Here is a 17,221-nt window from a genome sequence, read left to right as displayed (position 1 = left end):
CGCGCCGGCACCGGCGCGCAAGCCGCGTCGCGCCAGCGGGCCGCGCGCATCCGAATTTCGCGTTTCCGAGCAGCCCGGTTTCGTGCTGCACAGCTATCCCTATCGCGAAACCAGCCTGATCATCGACGTGCTGACGCGCGACCACGGCCGCGTCGCGCTCGTCGCGAAGGGCGCCAAGCGTCCGCATTCGGCGCTGCGCGGCGTGCTGCAGACGTTCCAGCCGCTGTCGCTGTCGTGGTCGGGCAAATCCGAGATGCGCACGCTGACGGGCGCCGAATGGGTGGGCGGCATGCTGCCGCTGGGCGGCGACGCGCTGCTCTGCGGTTTCTACGTCAACGAACTGCTGGTCAAGTTCTGCGCGCGCGAAGATCCGTTCCCCCCCCTGTTCCAGCATTACCTTCTCACGCTCGCGCGGCTCGCCCACGACGAGCCGGCCGTGCAGGTGCTGCGCTCGTTCGAGCGCGTGCTGCTGCGCGAAACCGGCCATGCACGTGCGCTGACCCGCACGGTGTCGCGCCGCACGGTGCAAGCTGACGGCCGCTACGTGTTCGATCCCGAGCGCGGCGTGCGCGAGGCCGACCACGAGTTGCCGTCGCACTGGCCGGTCGTGTCGGGCCAGACGTTGCTCGACATGGAGGAGGACGATTACCATCGTGCGCAGACCGTCGCGCAAAGCAAGACGCTGATGCGCTTCCTGCTCAACACCTATCTGGGCGGCACGCCGCTCGCCACGCGCCAGATCCTGATCGACCTGCAAAACCTATGAGCTTCTTCCTGACCGCGCCGAACGCCATCGATCTCGGCGTCAACATCGATCACGTCGCCACGCTGCGCAATGTGCGCGGTACGGCCTATCCCGATCCGATTCGCGCCGCGCTGGCCGCCGAGCAGGCCGGCGCCGACGCGATCACGCTGCATTTGCGCGAGGATCGCCGCCATATCCGCGACGCCGACGTGCGTGCGCTGCGCCCGCTGCTGGTCACGCGCATGAACCTCGAATGCGCGGTCACGGCCGAGATGCTCGACATCGCTTGCGAGGTGCGTCCGCACGACGCCTGCCTGGTGCCGGAAAAGCGCGAGGAACTGACGACCGAAGGCGGCCTCGACGTGGCCGGCCATTTCGAGGCCGTGCGCGCCGCGTGCCGGCAACTGGCCGAAGCCGGCGTGCGGGTGTCGCTGTTCATCGATCCCGATGCCGAGCAGATTCGCGCCGCGCACGAGGCCGGCGCGCCAGTGGTCGAGCTGCACACCGGCGCCTATGCGGAAGCGCACGACGAGGCCACGCAGCAGCGCGAATACGAGCGCGTGGTGGCGGGCGTGGACGCGGGCGTCGCGCTGGGTCTGAAGGTCAACGCGGGCCACGGGCTGCACTACACCAACGTGCAGCCGATCGCCGCGATCGACGGCATCGTCGAGCTGAACATCGGCCACGCGATCGTCGCGCAATCGATCTTCACGGGCTGGGACAACGCCGTGCGCGAGATGAAGGCGATCATGGTGGCGGCACGCGTGGCCGCCCGTCACGGCGGCCGTTGAGCGCGCCATGACGATCTACGGGATCGGCACCGACATCGTTCAGGTGAGCCGGATTGCCGCGGTGCTCGAACGCACCGGCGGCCGGTTCGCCGAGAAGGTGCTCGGCCCCGACGAACTGCGCGTGTTCCATGCGCGCCGCAAGCGCTCCGAGGCGCGCGGCATCGCGTTCCTGGCCACGCGCTTTTCGGCCAAGGAAGCGTTCTCGAAGGCGATCGGCCTCGGCATGCGCTGGCCGATGACCTGGCGCGCGCTGCAAACCCTCAACGAACCGAGCGGCCAGCCCTACGTGGTGGCCTCGGGCGAACTGGCCGACTGGCTGGCCGCGCGGCAGATCAGCGCGCGCGTGACCGTCAGCGACGAACGCGACTACGCCGTGTCGTTCGTCGTGGCCGAAACGCCAGGCGCCGCGCCGGCTCGCGACTGAACCTCTTCTCCACGGACCGACCCGATGAAACCGACTCCCGGCCCCGTCATGCTCGACGTCGTCGGCACGACGCTCACGCGCGACGATGCACGCCGCCTGGCCCATCCGCGTACCGGCGGCGTGATCCTGTTCACGCGCCATTTCGAGAACCGCGCCCAGCTGTGCGCGCTGACCGATTCGATCCGCGCGGTGCGCGAGGACATCCTGATCGCCGTCGATCACGAAGGCGGCCGCGTGCAGCGCTTCCGTACCGACGGGTTCACGGTGCTGCCGGCCATGCGCCGGCTCGGCGAGCTGTGGGACAAGGACGTGCTGCACGCCACCAAGCTGGCGACCTCCGTGGGTTTCGTGCTGGCGGCCGAACTGCGCGCCTGCGGCATCGACCTGAGCTTCACGCCGGTGCTCGATCTCGATTACGGCCGCTCGAAGGTGATCGGCGATCGCGCGTTCCATCGCGACCCGCGCGTCGTCACGCTGCTGGCCAAGAGCCTGAACCACGGCCTGGCGCTGGCCGGCATGGCGAACTGCGGCAAGCATTTTCCCGGCCATGGGTTTGCCGAAGCCGATTCGCACGTCGCGCTGCCGACCGACGACCGGCCGCTCGAGCAGATCCTCAAGGTCGACGTCGCGCCTTACGACTGGCTCGGCCTGTCGCTGTCGGCGGTGATCCCGGCGCACGTGATCTACACGCAGGTGGATCGGCGTCCGGCCGGGTTCTCGCCGATCTGGTTGCAGGACGTGCTGCGCGACCGGCTCGGCTTCACGGGGGCGGTGTTCAGCGACGACCTGTCGATGGAAGCGGCGCGTGCGGGCGGCTCGCTCGCCCAGGCGGCCGACGCGGCGATCGAGGCCGGTTGTGACATGGTGCTGGTCTGCAATCAGCCCGAAGAAGCCGAAAAGGTGCTCAACGAGATGCAGGCCGAGGTGTCGGCGGAATCGGCGCGCCGCATTCGCCGGCTGCGTCCGCGCGGCAAGCCGTCGAGCTGGGACAAGCTGACGCGCCGCCCCGACTACCAGCGCGCCACGGCGCTGCTGCGCGAGACGCTGGGATGAGCGCCTGACGGCGCAAGCGTCTAGCCAAAAAGGAACGGACCACGCATTGCGTGGCCCGTGTCGTTTCGTCGATCCGATGCCGTGTCGCGGATTGCGCGCGGCATCCGCCATCAGTTCATCTTCATGCGTTGCAGCTTGTTGTAGAGCGTCTTCGGGCTGATGCCGAGCAGGGCGGCGGCGCGGTGGCGGGTGCCGCCCACGGCGTCGAGTGTCGCGCGGATCAGCAGATCCTCGACGTCCGACAGCGGCGTGCCGACGCGCACCTGCACGCTGCTGCCGTTCAGCGCGGCGCCCGGCACGAACACGCCGTCGTTGGCACGCAGCGTTTCGATGAAATCCCCCGACGCCTCGTAGGCGAGCCGCACGCGTTCACGCAACTCGCGCACGTTGCCGGGCCAGTCGTAGGCCAGGCATTCACGGATGAAGTCGGGTGCGATGCGCTTGTCGACCGAACCGAGGCCCGCCTTGCGCGCCTCCAGGTTCAGGTCGGTGACGAGCGCCTCGGCGATCTGCAGCATGTCGTCGTCGCGATCGCGCAGCGGCGGCAGCGCGATCGAAGCCGCGTCGAGCCGCAGCCACAGATCCTCGCGCAGCGTACCGTTGTCGAGCGCCTCGCGTGCCGGGCGGCGCGAGGTGGCGATCAGGCGGAAATCGGTGGCGATCTCGGCCGAGCCGCCGATGCGCATGAACGATTGCGAATCGAGCGCGCGCAGCAGCGATTCCTGGATCGACAGTGGCAGGGCGGTCACGTCCTTGAGCAGCAGCGTGCCGCCGCTGGCCTGTTCGAACAGGCCCGGCTCGCGCCGTTCGGCACCGCCGTAGCTGCCGCGTTCGCGGCCGAACAACATGCTTTCGATCACGACGCTGCCCAGTTCGATCACGCGCGGCAATTGCAGCGCGGCGCGGCAGTCGAACTTGACGAGCGGCCCCTTGCGGCGGCGGCTCAGGTCGTGCAGTGCGCGGGCGGTGGCTTCCTTGCCGGTGCCGGCCTCGCCCCACACGAGCACGGCGGCCTCGCTGCGCGCATTGCGCTCGATCATGTCGTACACGTGTTGCGTGCCGTCGCTGCGACCGATCAGCGGCCCGAAGCGGCCCAGCCGGCGCAGCGTGGTGCGCAGCGTCTGCACTTCCTCGATCAGCTCGTACGGGCGCGGGATGCGCGCCAGCAGGCTGCGCAGCCGCGGAATATTGACCGGCTTGAGCAGGTAATCCCAGATCCCATGCCGCAACCCCTCGATCGCGCTCTCGACCGTCGCATTGCCGGTCAGCACGATCACCGGCAGGCCGCCGTTCGGCTGCTGCGGCTGCGGCAGGTGCTGCAGCAGGTCGAAGCCGCTGCCATCGGGCAGGTTCAGGTCGACCAGCACCACGTCGGGAATGGTCCGCGCCAGTGCAGCACGAGCCTCGGCGAGCGAGGTGGCGGTGTCGACCGTGAATCCGTCAGCGGCAAGCAGCGCCGTCAGGCCGGACAAGCTGTTGGGATCGTCTTCGACTATGAGGGCGTGTGGCATGGTGTGCGGAATGTTCAATGGGCCGGCCGTTCGTGACGGGCTGTACGCCCTATTTGTTTGATTAGCGTCGGATTTTATGTCCCTTGGCGGCAATAGCGTACGGTATTTACCTTTGAAAGCAAAAGAGTTACCGAAGATACAAATTGATGCCGATTCTGTGTGGCAACGCTGATAATCTAGATTATTGCAATTTTATGCAATTATGTGCTGCAGACAAACAAAAAGCGCCCCGAAGGGCGCTTTTTCAAGCCAATCGCGTGAACTTATGCGCGGCTGCGATACTCGTTGGTACGCGTATCGATTTCGATCTTGTCGCCGGTGGCGCAGAACAGCGGGACTTGCAGTTCATAGCCCGTTGCCAGCTTGGCGCTCTTCAGTACCTTGCCCGACGACGTGTCGCCCTTGACGGCCGGTTCCGTGTACGTGATTTCGCGCACGATGACCGTCGGCATGTCGACCGAAATGGCCTTCTCGTTATAGAACACGACTTCGCAAGCCATGCCGTCTTCGAGGTAGTTCAGTGCGTCGGCCATCATTTCGGCTTCGACTTCGAACTGGTTGTAATCGGCGTCCATGAATACGTACATCGGATCGGCGAAATACGAATACGTGACTTCCTTGCGGTCGAGCACGACGACGTCGAACTTGTCGTCCGCCTTATAAACCGATTCCTGGCCGGCGTTCGTCAGCAGGTTCTTCAGCTTCATCTTGACGACGGCCGAGTTACGGCCCGACTTGTTGTATTCGGCCTTGGCGACAACCCACGCATCGCTGCCGACCATCACGACGTTGCCTACGCGGAGTTCCTGAGCGGTTTTCATATCAAAACTGTCCTGTGCAAAAAATTTTCCTGATGTCGCGCAACGGCCGACTACGCAAGCGGGCCATGTCTGGTTCGTTTCGCACGCCGGGCGCCGTGTTTCAGGCAATTGACCGGGGCCGGAACGCGCTTGCGTGGTCCGCCGTTGGATAACCGCTTATTTTAACTGAGATTTTGTGAAATCCGCCAGATTTCCAGCGAGATCGCCCACCGCCGCCAGTTCGTCCGCCCAGGCGTGCGCACGCGCATCGAACGTGGCCCGGTGAGTCGAGAAATCGGCCCAGTCCGGCGTGCCCGCGCCGTTCCAGGCGTGCCAGAAGCGGGCGGCGGCGTCGCGCGCCGGGGCGGGCAATGTGGCGCTCAGGTGGGCAAGCGCCGCGTCGAGTTTCGGCAGGTGGGCGTCGTCGGCCTGCGGATAGATGTGCCAGACGAACGGCTTGCGTGCCCACTGCGCGCGGACGAAGGAATCCTCGCCGCGCACGAAGTTCAGATCGCTGGCCCACAACAGCGCGTCGTAATCGGGCTGGGCGACGAAGGCCAGGCCGTGCACGGTGAGCCGGCCCACCTGCGCGTGGCTGCCCGCGCCGAAGCCGGGCAGGCCGAAGAACGCGGCCACCGCCGGGCCGATACGGCCTTCCGGCACCAGCAGCACGACCGGCTGCGTGCCGTCGCGCCATTGTTCGAGCAGCGCGCCGAGCGCCGGATTTTCATAGGCGAACAGTGAAACGACCAGCGTGCCGGGTGCCGGCGCGGGGCCGCCGGTGGCGCGTCGCCACCACGCGTCGCGCGCCTCGGCCGAGGCCATGAACGCCTCGCGCCGCGCATCGAGGCCGGCTTCCTTCAGCACGCCGCCGGTGCCGGGGCCGAGCCCCGGAAAGAAGAACGCCTTTTGCAGCGGATAGCGCGGGTGCGGTGACGGGCGGCGATGGAAATCGGCCACCCAATCCTCGGCGCTCAGGTATTCGAGGTTGATCCAGACCGGCGCGCGTTCGCGACGCGCCATCGCGTGCACGTACTCGGCCGGCAGTTCGCAGGCGAATGCCTCGATCACCACGTCGGCGATCGCGAGCGTGTCGCCGGCATGCACCGGTTCGCCCCAATGCTCGATCGCGATGCCGTCCACACTTTGCTTCGCCGCCGCCGGATCGAGGCCGGGCGCGAGCCGGGCGAAGGTGGCCAGGTCGTCGACGAACAATCGCACCTGCCAGCCGTGTTCGCGCGCGAGTTGCAGGGCGAGCCGCCAGCACACGCCGATATCGCCGAAGTTGTCGACCACGGCGCAGAAGATGTCGCAGGCGAGCGGCGGCCCGGAGGCGTCGGGGCGGGCGGGCGATGGGGCAGGGAAGTCGGGCATCGAAGGAACCGGGGCGAATGCACTAAACTGGCGATTCTAAATGACCTGTTCGCGCGCCACGGCGCCCGGATCCCGCATGACAGCCCCCGCATCCGATTCGTCCCGCACGCCTCCCCAGGCCGATCCGTCCGTTCCGGCCGACGCCCCGTTCGAACCGAAGCCGATCCTCGCGCAATTGCCGCACCTGCCCGGCGTCTATCGCTATTACGACGCGGGCGGCGCGGTGCTCTACGTCGGCAAGGCGCGCAACCTGAAGAAGCGCGTTTCGAGCTATTTCAACAAGACGCTGCCCTCGCCGCGCATTGCGATGATGGTGTCGCGGATCGCGAAGATCGAAACCACGGTCACGCGTTCGGAGGCCGAGGCGCTGCTGCTCGAAAACAACCTGATCAAGGCGCTCGCGCCGCGCTACAACATCCTGTTTCGCGACGACAAGTCGTACCCGTATCTGAAGCTGACCGGGCACGCGTTTCCGCGCATGGCGTATTACCGCGGCGCGGTCGATCGCAAGAATCAGTATTTCGGGCCGTTCCCGAGCGCCTGGGCGGTGCGCGAAAGCATCCAGATCCTGCAGCGCGTGTTCCAGTTGCGCACCTGCGAGGATTCCGTGTTCGGTAACCGGACGCGGCCCTGCCTGCTGCATCAGATCAGCCGTTGCACCGCGCCGTGCGTCGGCGCGATCGGCGAGGAGGATTACGCGCGCGACGTGTCGAACGCATCGCGCTTCCTGCTTGGCCGGCAGAGCGAGGTGATGAAGGAGCTGGAGCAGAAGATGCACGCGTTCGCGGGCGAGCTGAAGTTCGAGCAGGCGGCGGCGGTGCGCAACCAGATGAGTTCGCTGTCGACCGTGCTGCATCAGCAGGCGATCGAGGTCGGCGGCGAGAGCGACGTCGACATTCTCGCCGTGGTGGCGCTGGGCGGGCGCGTGTGCGTGAATCTGGCGATGGTGCGCGGCGGCCGGCACCTTGGCGACAAGGCGTATTTCCCGGCGCATGCCGATAGCGCGCTGGCGTTGGCGGCGGGCGTGGCGGGGGACACCGAGGTGGATGGCGAGGGCGCTGCTGCCGTGATTGAAGATCCGGCGGCGCTAATGGGTCCGATGGCGGACGCTTCCGATGCGGACGAGGCGGCGATGCCGGCCGATTCGGCCGGCGCTGTCGATGCGTTGACGGACGAGGCCGGCGCGGCTCCCGCCGACGAGCCGGCCGAAGCCGAAGCCGAAGCCGAAGCCGAAGCCGAAGCCGAAGCCGAAGCCGAAGCCGAAGCCGAAGCCGAAGCCGAAGCCGAAGCCGAAGCCGCCGGCGTGTCGATCGAAACCGAAGTGCTCGAAGCGTTCATCGCACAGCACTATCTCGGCAATCGCGTGCCGCCGGTGCTGGTGGTCAGCCACGCGCCGTCGAATCGCGAGCTGATCGACCTGCTGATCGAGCAGGCCGGCCACAAGGTCGCGGTGCTGCGCCAGCCGCAAGGGCAGAAGCGCGCGTGGCTGGCGATGGCCGAGCAGAACGCGCGGCTCGCGCTGGCGCGTTTGCTGTCCGAGCAAGGTTCGCAGCAGGCACGCACGCGCGCGCTCGGCGATGTGCTGAGCCTCGAATCGGACGATCTCGCCGAATTGCGGATCGAATGCTTCGACATCAGCCACACGATGGGCGAGGCCACCCAGGCGTCGTGCGTGGTGTTCCATCATCACAAGATGCAGTCGGGCGAATACCGCCGCTACAACATCACCGGCATCACGCCGGGCGACGATTACGCGGCGATGCGCCAGGTGTTGACGCGCCGCTACGAGAAGATGGTCGAGCAGGCGGCCGACGCGGCCGCGGCCGATACCGCAGCCGGCATCGACGGCGACGCGACGCGCGCCACGGCGTCTGCCTCGCTGCTGCCGAACATCGTGCTGATCGACGGCGGCAAGGGCCAGGTGGAAGTGGCGCGGCAGGTGTTCACCGAGTTGGGCCTCGATTGCTCGATGCTGGTGGGCGTGGCGAAGGGCGAGGGGCGCAAGGTCGGCCTGGAAACGCTGATCTTCGCCGACGGCCGCGCCTCGCTCGAACTCGGCAAGGAAAGCGCGGCGCTGATGCTGGTCGCGCAGATCCGAGACGAGGCGCACCGCTTCGCGATCACCGGCATGCGCGCCAAGCGTGCCAAAACCCGACAGACGTCGCGGCTGGAGGAACTCGAAGGCGTGGGGGCCAAGCGGCGCCAGCGCTTGCTCGCGCGGTTCGGCGGGCTGCGCGGCGTGGTGGCCGCGAGCGTCGAGGAGCTGGCCAGCGTCGAGGGCATTTCGCACGCGCTTGCCGAGCAGATCTACCGCCAGCTTCACTGAAGCGCTGCGCGCTCACCCTGCTCGCTTGTGGCGGGGCGGGCGGCGCGGCACAATTGCACATCCTCTACCCGTCCAGCCCGTCATGCCGTTCAATTTCCCGATATTCCTGACCTGGGTGCGAATCGTGCTGATTCCGCTCGTCGTCGGCTTGTTCTATCTGCCGGACGTGATGATGAGCGCCGATCACCGCAACCTGGCGGCGGCGCTGGTGTTCGTGCTGGCGGCGCTGACCGACTGGTTCGACGGCTTCCTGGCTCGCAAATGGAACCAGACCTCGGCGTTCGGCGCGTTTCTCGACCCGGTGGCTGACAAGCTGATGGTGACTGCGGCGCTGCTGGTGCTGGTACAGATCTCGCGTATCGACGCGGCCATCGCGCTGGTGATCATCGGCCGGGAAATCGCGATTTCGGCGCTGCGCGAATGGATGGCGCAGATCGGCGCATCGAAGAGCGTGGCCGTGAATTCGCTCGGCAAGTTCAAGACCGCCTGCCAGATGGTCGCGATCCCGATGTTGCTGTATTATGGCGCGCTGCCGATTGGGGGCGGTATCACCATCGACACCCGCGTGTGGGGCCTGTGGCTCATCTATCTCGCGTCGGTGCTGACGATCTGGTCGATGCTGTACTACATGAAGCTTGCGTGGCCGCAGATTCGTGAGCGTGGCGGTGCGATGTGAAGCTTTGCCGGGGTGTCGAGAAAAAGGGTGCGAAAAACGCTTGACACTCTGAAACAGGTTCTACATAATCTCATTTCTCCGCTGCACTGAAACGAACGCAGCAGCGAACGAAGCAGTAGCGCGGAGATGGCAGCAGTAAGCAGCACAATGCGGGAGTAGCTCAGTTGGTAGAGCGCAACCTTGCCAAGGTTGAGGTCGCGAGTTCGAGACTCGTCTCCCGCTCCAGATTCAAGCGGTGTTTTGTTGAATCAGCAGTCGCATTGTGGTTCGGCAAAGCCTGCGTAGCAGGTAATGCGGGAGTAGCTCAGTTGGTAGAGCGCAACCTTGCCAAGGTTGAGGTCGCGAGTTCGAGACTCGTCTCCCGCTCCAAAACAAGGGGAAGCCACGCTTCCCTTTTTGTTTGGCAGATTTCCAAAGTGAATCTGCGGAGCAAAAAAAGCTGCGGTCGTTGCGGGCAGCATTTCGTGATGATTCGGCAGTCCGCTTTTGGCGCGATAGCAAAGCGGTTATGCAGCGGCCTGCAAAGCCGTGTAGGCCGGTTCGACTCCGGCTCGCGCCTCCAAGTTGTAAAGAAAAGCCCCGCAAATGCGGGGCTTTTCTTTTTCCAATGTCGAATTGCCACGGCAGCGCACACGAAGTGCGCCAATCGAGATTTACTCCGCCCGCGCCAGCTTGATCGCCCGCTCCGGGCAAGCCGTCACGCACAGCCCGCAAGCCCGGCACGCATCCGCATTCGGCGTATACGCCACCTTCATGCCGTGCACGCGCAGCTTGAAGCGATTCATCAAGCCGAGCGCACCGTAATCGGCGTCATCGATACGCCGGATCTCGAACACGTTTTCCGGGCATACGTCGAGGCAATCGCCCTTGCCCTCGCAGCGTCGCAGATCCACGACGGGCATGATCACGCCCGGCGCCTGCTTGCAGTTCGCGGCCGAAGCCGCCGGGGTACGTGTCATCTCATTCTCCCTTCGGTGCGCCGCAGCGCCGGCTGCGCCATGTCGAGCGGAATTGCTCGCGTTCCTCGGGTGTCATGGCTTCCCACTTCTCCCAATAGCGCTTCTTGTGCCGCCAGCCGCCGCCGTGGCCGCGAAAGCCGCCGAACAGGATCCGACTCAACACGAGCAGCCCGAGCGCGTGCCAGAAATCGATCACGCGCGCGCCGTCGAACAGCGCCGGCACCACCCAGTTCCACAAGCCCATCACGGCCCAGCCGAGCACGCCGATCGCTACCACCACAAAGGCAAGCTTGCCGATCCATCTGATTCCGTATCGCATCGTTTCACTCCTAAATATCGAGTTCGTCATACGTGGCCTGCAGCCGCGAGCGCAGATGCAGAACCGCATAGCGCTTGCGCGCGAGCAGCGTGTTGATCGCCACGCCGCTGTCGGCCGCCATGTCCTTGAAACTTCGTCCTTCGAGTTCGTGCGCGACGAACACCTCGCGCTGGTTCGCCGGCAATTCGTCGAGCGCGGCCTGCAAGGCCTCGAGCAGCACGCTGCGCGCATACAGCGCGTCCGGGCCGGCATCGTGGGCGGGCAGGGCGAGATCGAGCCGGGTGTCATCGGCATCGTCGTCGGTGAAGTCGACGATCGGCTGCTCCTTCTTCTTGCGGAAGCGGTCGATGATGCGGTTGCGGGCCACGCGGAACAGCCACGCGCTGGCCTGCTCGATCGGCGCGGGCAGGCGGTAGGCCTGCACGAATTCGTGCAATACGTCCTGGAGAATGTCCTCGGCATCGTTCGGATCGCGCACGCGGCGGCGGATGAAATTCCCGAGCCTCGTGCGTTCCTGCACGATCGTCGCGGTCATGTCGCGGTCTCGTTCGTTCATCGTGTCGGGGCTGAGTGGCGAATCCATGTGCCTGAAGACGGGCGGCACGCGCGGATATTGTGGGCTTCGCGCAGGAATTTTTCGCAGTCCGGAGCGAAACGGGCCACATCTGAAGCTGGCCGCGCCTGAGCCGGCCGCGCCTGAAGCCGGCCGCGCCCAAATGAAAACAGCCCCGTCAGGGGCTGTCCGATCGATCGGGCCGATACACGCGCAGCGGGTCAGCGCTTGACGCGCCGCTCCCAGGCCAGCTCGACGAACACGCGGCACAGCGCTTCCATGCCGGTACGATCGGCTTCGTTGAAGCGCGCGAGATTCGGGCTGTCGACGTCCCACACGCCGATCAGCGTGCCGTCGGCGGCCACCAGCGGCACCACGATTTCCGATTGCGAAGCCGAATCGCAGGCGATGTGGCCCGGGAATTCGTGCACGTCACGCACCACCTGGGTAGCGCGCGATTGCGCGGCGGTGCCGCATACGCCGCGGCCGAGCGGAATTCGCACGCAGGCCGGCTTGCCCTGGAACGGGCCGACCACCAGCTCGGTGCCGTCGTAGAAATAGAAGCCGGCCCAGTTCAGGCCATCGAGCGAGTGATAGACGAGCGACGAGAAGTTCGCCGCGTTGGCGACGAGATCCGTTTCCGCTTCGATCAGCGAGCGCGCTTGCGCGACGAGCGTGTCGTACAGCGCGGGTTTCGAGGCGGGCAGGGAATCGGAAAGTTCGAACATGATCGGGAGCACGAAAAATACGGAATGCGCAGCGAATGCCGCGCGTCCGCGCAGTCTAAAAGAAATCGGCGCGCCGCGCTGCCGATGGCCGCCGGGGACATATCGCGTGCTTCAGTCGGGTTCGAGTTCGGAGAACCGGTCGGCCAGAAAATCGACCAGCGCACGCACGGCCGGCAGCAGCCCGCGCCGCGACGCGAACACGGCATGCACGATCTCGCGGCGCGGCGCCCAGTCGGGCAGCACGACGCGCAGTTTGTCGTGCGCCACGGCCTCGCGAATCATCATGGTCGGCAGTTGCACCACACCGACGCCCGACACGGCCGCCTCGCGCAGCGCGAACATGCCGCGCGTGACGAAGCGCGGCTGGTGTGGAATGGTGGCCTGCACGCCGTCCGGGCCACGCAGGGCCCAGGCGTGATCGTCCTGCGGCACGCCGAGCGCGAGGCTCGGCAGCGCGGCCAGATCGGCCGGCACGCGCGGCACGGGGTGGCGCGCGAGCAGCGCCGGGCTGGCGACCAGGCACTGGCCGCGCTCGACGAGCCGGCGCAGCACGAGGTCGCTGTCTTCGAGCGGCGGCGGCCGCACGCGCAGCGCCACGTCGATGCCTTCGCCCACCACATCGACGCGCCGGTTGGTTTCCTCCAGATGGATCTCGACGTGCGGGCAATGCGCCATGAAGGCGGCCAGCATCGGGCCGACCAGCGCATCGAGCAGCGCGATCGGGCAGGTCATGCGCACGATGCCGCGCGGCTCGGCGTGCAGCAACGCCACGGCTTCGTCGGCGGCGTCGGCCTCCACCAGCATCGCGCGGCAATGCGCGTAATAGGTGGCGCCGGTCTCGGTCACGGCAAAGCGCCGCGTCGAACGCTGGATCAGACGCATGCCGAGCCGTTCCTCGAGTTCGGCGATGCGCCGGCTCAGGCGCGATTTCGGCATGTTCAGCGCTCGCCCGGCCGGCGCGAAACCGCCGTGGTCGACTACCTGCACAAAGAAGTAGAGATCGTTCAAATCCCGCATCATCGTTCACCCAGTAGAACGCTGAGTGTGATTTTCCCATACTACCGCTCCGATTGTTCCGATCCTATGCTTCTCCCATCGCCCGGACAGACCGGTTCGGGCTCGCAGATCAAGGAGAGTCCAGATGAAACAAGTCGTCGGCACCTATAGCGCCCCGCGTCCGCATTGGGTCGGGGATGGCTTCCCGGTTCGCTCGCTGTTCAGCTATCACAGCACCGGCACGCACCTGAGCCCGTTCCTGCTGCTCGATTACGCCGGCCCGGCGCAGTTCGAACCGACCACGCACCGGCGCGGCGTCGGCCAGCATCCGCATCGCGGCTTCGAGACCGTGACGATCGTCTACGACGGCGAGGTCGATCACCGCGATTCGACCGGCGCGGGCGGCCACATCGGCCCCGGCGACGTGCAGTGGATGACGGCCGCGGGCGGCATCCTGCACGAGGAATTCCATTCGGACGCGTTCGCGAAGCGCGGCGGCGCGCTCGAAATGGTGCAGTTGTGGGTGAATCTGCCCGCCAAGGACAAGCTGGCCGAGCCCGGCTATCAGACCTTGCGCGATGCCGAGATCCCGTCGGTGCCGCTGCCGGGCGACGCGGGCCGGGTGCGGGTGATCGCCGGCGAATTCGACGGCCATCGCGGCCCGGCGCGCACCTTCACGCCGATCGACGTGTGGGACGTGCGTCTCAAGGCCGGCGGCCAGGCGCGTTTCGACATCCCCGACGGCCGGACGCTCGCGCTCGCCGTGCTGCGCGGCACGGTGCTGGTGAACGGCAGCGAAGTGGCGCGCGAGGCGCAGGTCGTGCATCTGTCGCGCGAAGGCGGCGCGATGGAGATCGAGGCCAACAACGACGCGACGCTGTTGGTGCTGAGTGGCGAACCGATCGACGAGCCGGTGGTCGGTTATGGCCCGTTCGTGATGAACAGCGAGGATGAAATCCGTCAGGCGGTGGACGATTTCAACAGCGGCCGCTTCGGCGGGATGCCGGCCTGATTCCGGGTCTGAGTCTGGGCTCACGCGGCGGCGGTTCGGCAAGGGCAGGGCAGTAGCCGAACCCGAACCGCCGCCTGCCCAGGCAGCCGCGCGGCGGGCATAATGGCCATTCGAGCGCGCCCACCCGGGCGCGTGCCGTTTTTTGGGCCAGTCGCATGTCTTCTTCCACTTCCGCACCGTCGTCTTCCCCCTCGCTCGCCGCGCTCGAATGGCGCTGGCGCGCGTTCGATGCGTTGTCCGCACGCGAGGTCCACGCGATCCTCGAAGCGCGCAGCGCCGTGTTCGTGGTCGAGCAGCAGTGTGTCTACGCCGATATCGACCAGGCCGACCTCGACGCCTGGCATCTCGGCGCCCACGATGCCGAAGGCCGTCTCGCCGGTTATCTGCGCGTGCTGCTGCCCGATGCCGGCTCGCCCGATGTGCGCATCGGGCGCGTGCTGACCACGGCCGGGTTTCGCGGCATCGGCCTCGGTAACGCGCTGCTGGCCAACGCGCTCGAACGCATTCGCGCGCAATGGCCGGGCACGCCGATCAGCCTGCATGCGCAGGCGCATCTTCAGAAGTACTACGGCGCGTTCGGCTTCGCGCCCGATTCGGAGATCCACGAAGAGGACGGCATTCCGCACGTCTGGATGCGCTCGGCCGGATGAGGCGCCCGAGAGCCGGCTGACGCGCCGAAAGCCCGCAACAGCGCGGGCAAATCACGCACAAGCTTCCGCCAGCAAGCCGCCGCACCGTCCGCCCTTTGCCCTCGCCTGCAAGGGCGCGGTAAGATGTGCGGATTCCCCGGCGACCTCGCTCGCCTGCCGCCACCTTCATCAGAGAACCGATGCAATCCGTCCCGGCTACCCTCTCCCTGTCCGACACCGCCTTCTTCTTCGATTTCGACGGCACGCTCGTCGATCTCGCGCCCACGCCTGACGGCATCCATGTGCCCGATTCCCTGCCCGCCTTGCTGACCGAACTGCGCACGCTGGCACACGGCGCGGTGGCGATCGTGTCGGGGCGCGGCATCGACAGCATCGACGGCTTCCTCGGCCTGACCGATCTGCCGATAGCCGGCCTGCACGGCGCCGAGCGCCGTGACGCGAACGGCGACACGATGCGGGTGGGCTTCAACGACGACCGCCTGCTGCGCATCGAGCACGCGCTGGCCGCGGTGGTCGATCGCAACCCCGGCATGCTGCTCGAAATCAAGGGCGCGGCCGTCGCGCTGCACTATCGCAATGCGCTGGAGCGCGAAGCGGTGGCGCGCGAGGTGGCCGAACGGCTGGTGGCCGATTACCCCGACGCCTACGTGTTGCAGCCCGGCAAGATGGTGTTCGAGATCAAGCCGAAGGGCGTCGACAAGGGCCGCGCGATCGCGGCCTTCCTCGGCGAGCCGCCATTTGCCGCCCGCAAGCCGGTATTCGCCGGCGACGATCTGACCGACGAGAAGGGCTTCGCGGTGGTCAACGCCGCAGGCGGCCTGTCGATCAAGATCGGCGCGGGCGACACGATGGCCGGCACGCGGCTCGACTCGGTCGACGCGATGCGCGCGCAGATCGCCCAATGGATCACGGCAGGACGCGCATCCGCATGAGCCGCCTGATCATCGTATCGAACCGCGTGGCGCCGATTTCCGAAGGCGAACCGGCGGCGGGGGGGCTTGCGATCGGCGTGTACGACGCGCTGAAGGAAACCGGCGGCATGTGGTTCGGCTGGAGCGGCGACGTGCTGCCGTCGGGCACGCCGCAGATCAGCGTCGAGGAGCGCGGCCCGGTCACGTTCGCGACCATCGGCCTGTCGCGCCGCGATTACGACCAGTATTACCGCGGTTTCTCGAACGCCACGTTGTGGCCGGCGTTCCATTACCGCACCGATCTGATCCAGTACGACCGGAACGAATTCGAGGGCTACGGGCGCGTCAACGTGTGGCTGGCGAAGCAACTGGTGCCGCTGCTGCGCGACGACGACGTGATCTGGGTTCACGATTACCACCTGATTCCGTTCGCGCAGGCGCTGCGCGCGGCCGGCGTCAAGAATCGGATCGGCTTCTTCCTGCACATTCCGTTTCCGGCGGCGCAGGTGCTCGTCAACGTGCCGCCGCACGCGGCGCTGGTCGAGGCGCTGTGCTCGTACGATCTGCTCGGCTTCCAGACCGAGCCCGATTTGCGCGCGTTCTGCGACTACATCGACGCCGAGGCGGGCGGCAGCGTCGAGCGTCACGGCCCCGGCCCGGTCACGGTCAGTGCGTTCGGCCGCACGCTGCGCGCGCAGGCCTATCCGATCGGCATCTATCCCGACGAAATCGCCGAGCTGGCGCAGTCCGGCGCGAACGGGCGTGCGGTGCGCACGCTGGCCACCTCGCTGCACGGCCGCCAGCTCGTGATGAGCGTGGATCGGCTCGACTATTCGAAGGGCCTCGTGGAGCGCTTCCGCGCGTTCGAGAAGCTGCTCGAACACGAGGCGTCGTATCGCAATCGCGTGTCGTTCCTGCAGATCGCGCCGTCCACGCGCGCCGACCTGCGCGCCTATCAGGACATCCGGCTCCAGCTCGAAGGCGAATCGGGCCGCATCAACGGCCGTTATGCCGAGCTGGACTGGGCGCCGATCCTCTACATCCACCGCCAGTACGAACGGCCGCTGCTGGCCGCGCTGTACCGGCTCGCGCGCGTGGGCTTCGTCACGCCGCTGCGCGACGGCATGAACCTGGTCGCCAAGGAATACGTGTCGGCGCAGGACCCCGAGGACCCGGGCGTGCTGGTGCTGTCGCGTTTCGCCGGGGCGGCGCGCGAGTTGACCGGTGCGCTGATCGTCAATCCGATGGATATCGACGGCATGGCCGAGGCGCTCGCGCGGGCGCTGTCGATGCCGGTGGCCGAGCGTCGGTCGCGCTACGAGGACATGATCGCGCAGCTTCGCGAGAACAATGTCTCGGTGTGGCGCGACAACTTCCTGCGCGATCTGGCCGT

The 17,221-nt window shown here is 66.8% G+C and carries 17 protein-coding genes, 3 tRNA genes and 1 pseudogene; 13 read left to right on the top strand and 8 right to left on the bottom strand.

Annotated features, from left to right (window positions below; all coding sequences use genetic code 11):
- From recO to nagZ, 4 genes are all read left to right on the top strand, one after another.
- The coding region (gene recO / locus ACYP33_RS07940; protein ID WP_459620843.1) for a DNA repair protein RecO at positions 1–766 on the top strand (766 nt) is incomplete at its 5' end.
- On the top strand, positions 763–1,536 hold the full coding sequence (pdxJ, locus tag ACYP33_RS07935) for a pyridoxine 5'-phosphate synthase (RefSeq protein WP_459620841.1): 774 nt from the start codon (positions 763–765) through the stop codon (positions 1,534–1,536). The genes recO and pdxJ, both read left to right, overlap by 4 nt.
- 7 nt (positions 1,537–1,543) lie before the next feature.
- Positions 1,544–1,960, top strand: coding sequence for a holo-ACP synthase (gene acpS / locus ACYP33_RS07930; protein WP_459620840.1), 417 nt, complete (start codon positions 1,544–1,546; stop codon positions 1,958–1,960).
- 24 nt (positions 1,961–1,984) lie between these two features.
- Entirely contained in the window at positions 1,985–3,013 is a 1,029-nt protein-coding gene (gene nagZ / locus ACYP33_RS07925; RefSeq protein WP_459620838.1) for a beta-N-acetylhexosaminidase, read from the top strand.
- Positions 3,014–3,123: 110 nt separating this feature from the next.
- Here nagZ and ACYP33_RS07920 read toward each other — a convergent pair whose 3' ends face one another.
- The 3 genes from ACYP33_RS07920 to earP form a co-directional block, all read right to left on the bottom strand.
- Complete coding sequence (locus ACYP33_RS07920) at positions 3,124–4,524, bottom strand: sigma-54-dependent transcriptional regulator (protein ID WP_414450088.1); 1,401 nt, start codon at positions 4,522–4,524, stop codon at positions 3,124–3,126.
- Positions 4,525–4,787: 263 nt separating this feature from the next.
- A complete protein-coding gene (gene efp, locus ACYP33_RS07915; RefSeq protein WP_414444303.1) occupies positions 4,788–5,345 on the bottom strand; it encodes an elongation factor P in 558 nt (185 codons plus the stop codon).
- Between the two features lie 156 nt (positions 5,346–5,501).
- Positions 5,502–6,698: an elongation factor P maturation arginine rhamnosyltransferase EarP gene (earP, locus tag ACYP33_RS07910; protein WP_459620835.1), complete on the bottom strand. Its 1,197-nt coding sequence runs from the start codon at positions 6,696–6,698 to the stop codon at positions 5,502–5,504.
- Positions 6,699–6,753: 55 nt separating this feature from the next.
- Between earP and uvrC the strand changes: the two are divergent.
- The 5 genes and pseudogenes from uvrC to ACYP33_RS07885 form a co-directional block, all read left to right on the top strand.
- Positions 6,754–9,024 (top strand): annotated as a pseudogene (gene uvrC / locus ACYP33_RS07905) (excinuclease ABC subunit UvrC); the annotation flags it as partial.
- An 82-nt stretch (positions 9,025–9,106) separates the two neighbouring features.
- A complete protein-coding gene (pgsA, locus tag ACYP33_RS07900; protein WP_414444306.1) occupies positions 9,107–9,700 on the top strand; it encodes a CDP-diacylglycerol--glycerol-3-phosphate 3-phosphatidyltransferase in 594 nt (197 codons plus the stop codon).
- A gap of 149 nt (positions 9,701–9,849) precedes the next feature.
- Positions 9,850–9,925 (top strand) — tRNA-Gly (locus tag ACYP33_RS07895).
- A gap of 68 nt (positions 9,926–9,993) precedes the next feature.
- Positions 9,994–10,069, top strand: a tRNA-Gly gene (locus tag ACYP33_RS07890).
- A gap of 119 nt (positions 10,070–10,188) precedes the next feature.
- Positions 10,189–10,262, top strand: a tRNA-Cys gene (locus ACYP33_RS07885).
- A 91-nt stretch (positions 10,263–10,353) separates the two neighbouring features.
- Here ACYP33_RS07885 and ACYP33_RS07880 read toward each other — a convergent pair.
- From ACYP33_RS07880 to ACYP33_RS07860, 5 genes are all read right to left on the bottom strand, one after another.
- The gene (locus ACYP33_RS07880) at positions 10,354–10,659 is read right to left on the bottom strand and encodes a 4Fe-4S dicluster domain-containing protein (protein WP_459620833.1); all 306 of its coding nucleotides are present in this window, start codon (positions 10,657–10,659) and stop codon (positions 10,354–10,356) included.
- Position 10,660: 1 nt separating this feature from the next.
- The gene (locus ACYP33_RS07875; protein WP_414444309.1) at positions 10,661–10,978 is read right to left on the bottom strand and encodes a hypothetical protein; all 318 of its coding nucleotides are present in this window, start codon (positions 10,976–10,978) and stop codon (positions 10,661–10,663) included.
- A gap of 10 nt (positions 10,979–10,988) precedes the next feature.
- Positions 10,989–11,534 (bottom strand): RNA polymerase sigma factor, encoded by a 546-nt coding sequence (locus ACYP33_RS07870; RefSeq protein ID WP_459621073.1) that lies wholly within the window; start codon positions 11,532–11,534, stop codon positions 10,989–10,991.
- Positions 11,535–11,752: 218 nt separating this feature from the next.
- Positions 11,753–12,259 carry a GAF domain-containing protein gene (locus tag ACYP33_RS07865; RefSeq protein ID WP_459620831.1) on the bottom strand — a complete coding sequence of 169 codons (507 nt, stop codon included), beginning with the start codon at positions 12,257–12,259 and terminating at the stop codon, positions 11,753–11,755.
- Positions 12,260–12,370: 111 nt separating this feature from the next.
- Positions 12,371–13,276, bottom strand: a complete 906-nt coding sequence (locus tag ACYP33_RS07860; RefSeq protein ID WP_459620830.1) for a LysR family transcriptional regulator — start codon at positions 13,274–13,276, stop codon at positions 12,371–12,373.
- Positions 13,277–13,400: 124 nt separating this feature from the next.
- On the opposite strand from ACYP33_RS07860, the gene ACYP33_RS07855 reads away from it, so the two are divergent.
- From ACYP33_RS07855 to otsA, 4 genes are all read left to right on the top strand, one after another.
- Complete coding sequence (locus ACYP33_RS07855) at positions 13,401–14,267, top strand: pirin family protein (RefSeq protein WP_459620828.1); 867 nt, start codon at positions 13,401–13,403, stop codon at positions 14,265–14,267.
- Between the two features lie 155 nt (positions 14,268–14,422).
- Positions 14,423–14,917: a GNAT family N-acetyltransferase gene (locus ACYP33_RS07850; RefSeq protein WP_414450083.1), complete on the top strand. Its 495-nt coding sequence runs from the start codon at positions 14,423–14,425 to the stop codon at positions 14,915–14,917.
- A gap of 179 nt (positions 14,918–15,096) precedes the next feature.
- Entirely contained in the window at positions 15,097–15,849 is a 753-nt protein-coding gene (gene otsB / locus ACYP33_RS07845) for a trehalose-phosphatase (protein WP_459620825.1), read from the top strand.
- A partial coding sequence (otsA, locus tag ACYP33_RS07840) for an alpha,alpha-trehalose-phosphate synthase (UDP-forming) (protein WP_459620823.1) occupies positions 15,846–17,221 on the top strand: 1,376 nt, incomplete at its 3' end. The genes otsB and otsA, both read left to right, overlap by 4 nt.

The organism is Burkholderia sp. 3C (assembly GCF_054589155.1).
This window is presented reverse-complemented; position numbering and strand designations above follow the sequence as displayed.

What these genes read in the sequence shown, in the direction of transcription:
- ACYP33_RS07875 (WP_414444309.1), bottom strand. Translation starts at nt 10,978, where the DNA reads ATGCGATACGGAATCAGATGGATCGGCAAGCTTGCCTTTGTGGTGGTA.
- pdxJ (WP_459620841.1), top strand. Translation starts at nt 763, where the DNA reads ATGAGCTTCTTCCTGACCGCGCCGAACGCCATCGATCTCGGCGTCAAC.
- acpS (WP_459620840.1), top strand. Translation starts at nt 1,544, where the DNA reads ATGACGATCTACGGGATCGGCACCGACATCGTTCAGGTGAGCCGGATT.
- ACYP33_RS07860 (WP_459620830.1), bottom strand. Translation starts at nt 13,276, where the DNA reads ATGCGGGATTTGAACGATCTCTACTTCTTTGTGCAGGTAGTCGACCAC.
- earP (WP_459620835.1), bottom strand. Translation starts at nt 6,698, where the DNA reads ATGCCCGACTTCCCTGCCCCATCGCCCGCCCGCCCCGACGCCTCCGGG.
- ACYP33_RS07920 (WP_414450088.1), bottom strand. Translation starts at nt 4,524, where the DNA reads ATGCCACACGCCCTCATAGTCGAAGACGATCCCAACAGCTTGTCCGGC.
- ACYP33_RS07850 (WP_414450083.1), top strand. Translation starts at nt 14,423, where the DNA reads ATGTCTTCTTCCACTTCCGCACCGTCGTCTTCCCCCTCGCTCGCCGCG.
- pgsA (WP_414444306.1), top strand. Translation starts at nt 9,107, where the DNA reads ATGCCGTTCAATTTCCCGATATTCCTGACCTGGGTGCGAATCGTGCTG.
- ACYP33_RS07865 (WP_459620831.1), bottom strand. Translation starts at nt 12,259, where the DNA reads ATGTTCGAACTTTCCGATTCCCTGCCCGCCTCGAAACCCGCGCTGTAC.
- ACYP33_RS07880 (WP_459620833.1), bottom strand. Translation starts at nt 10,659, where the DNA reads ATGACACGTACCCCGGCGGCTTCGGCCGCGAACTGCAAGCAGGCGCCG.
- ACYP33_RS07855 (WP_459620828.1), top strand. Translation starts at nt 13,401, where the DNA reads ATGAAACAAGTCGTCGGCACCTATAGCGCCCCGCGTCCGCATTGGGTC.
- ACYP33_RS07870 (WP_459621073.1), bottom strand. Translation starts at nt 11,534, where the DNA reads ATGAACGAACGAGACCGCGACATGACCGCGACGATCGTGCAGGAACGC.
- nagZ (WP_459620838.1), top strand. Translation starts at nt 1,985, where the DNA reads ATGAAACCGACTCCCGGCCCCGTCATGCTCGACGTCGTCGGCACGACG.
- efp (WP_414444303.1), bottom strand. Translation starts at nt 5,345, where the DNA reads ATGAAAACCGCTCAGGAACTCCGCGTAGGCAACGTCGTGATGGTCGGC.
- otsB (WP_459620825.1), top strand. Translation starts at nt 15,097, where the DNA reads ATGCAATCCGTCCCGGCTACCCTCTCCCTGTCCGACACCGCCTTCTTC.